The organism is Streptomyces sp. NPDC006879 (genome assembly GCF_042869595.1).
In the GTDB taxonomy this organism is placed as follows: domain Bacteria; phylum Actinomycetota; class Actinomycetes; order Streptomycetales; family Streptomycetaceae; genus Streptomyces.
Genome location: NZ_JBIAGC010000116.1, coordinates 1 through 1,171, shown reverse-complemented (window position 1 = coordinate 1,171; position 1,171 = coordinate 1). Strand labels below are relative to the sequence as shown.

Annotated in this window: 1 protein-coding gene; it reads left to right on the top strand. The window is 64.0% G+C overall.

The annotated features are described in order from the left end of the window. Window positions 1-214 precede the first annotated feature (214 nt). A complete protein-coding gene (locus ACFYMC_RS29815) occupies window positions 215-925 on the top strand; it encodes an IS630 family transposase (protein WP_388531301.1) in 711 nt (236 codons plus the stop codon). The last annotated feature ends 246 nt before the right edge of the window (window positions 926-1,171 follow it).

Sequence of the window (1,171 nt, the reverse complement as noted above, 5' to 3'; positions counted from 1 at the left end):
CTAGTGTCTCGTGATTCCGTTAGCGTTACTTGATCTTGTGTGGGAGGGTCGCTTGGTATGGAGTTCTCCGTGGAACAGGTCGCCGAGTTGCGGGAGTTGGTGAACAGCAGGGACGTGCCTGCGGATGTCGCCACGCGGGGCCGGATCGTGTTGTGGTCGGGTGAGGGGCGCCGACGCAAGGACGTTGCCGAGTTGCTCGGGGTTGCTGCCCACCGTGGACCGCTGGAAGACCCGTTATGCCGAGCACGGCCTGGCGGGGCTGGACGGGGAGCGTCCTGGTGGTGCACGGGAGCAGGTACCGGTATGGGTACGGGCCCGCGTGATCGCGCTGACGCGTATGACACCGCCGGACGGCACGGGGCTTTCGCGCTGGTCCACACGGGAGTTGGCGAAGTACCTGGAGCGGACCGAGAACGTCACCGTGTCCTGGCACTACATCGCGCGCCTCTGGCGCGAGGAGAGCCTCAAGCCGCACCGCAGCGGCACCTTCAAGATTTCGAAGGACCCGGCGTTCGCAGCGAAGGTGGCCGATGTGATCGGCCTGTACCTGGCCCCGCCGGGCGGCGCGGTGGTCCTCTCGATCGACGAGAAGACGCAGATCCAGGCCCTGGAAGGAACCCAGCCGGTGCGGCCCGTCGCGTTCGCGGCGAGCGAGAAGCGCACCGCCGACTACGTCCGGCACGGCACCACGAACCTGTTCGACGCCCTGAACGTGACCACCGGCGAAGTGCTCGGCGAGTGCAGGCCGACCCGGAATGGCAAGGACTTCCTGACCTTCCTCAAGAAGGCGGTGAAACCACACGCCGGGAAGGACACCCACGTCGTCCTGGACAACCTCTCCACGCACACCACCCCAGAGGTCAAGGAGTGGCTGGCCAAGAACCCGCACGTCCACTTCCATTTCACTCCCGTCGGCTCCTCGTAGCTGAACCAGATCGAGATCTGGTTCGGAATCCTGACCCGGCAGTCCATCCGCCGCGGCACGTTCTCCAGAGTCAACGTCCTGATCAAGCAGATCCGCGACTACATCGACTCCTGGAACGAGAACGCGAAACCGTTCACCTGGATCGCGACCGCCGGCAAGGTCCTCGCCAAAATCCGACTCGTCGCGACCAACGTGAAGAAACTCGTCAACAACAACTCGAACTGACATGAACAAGATCACGAGACA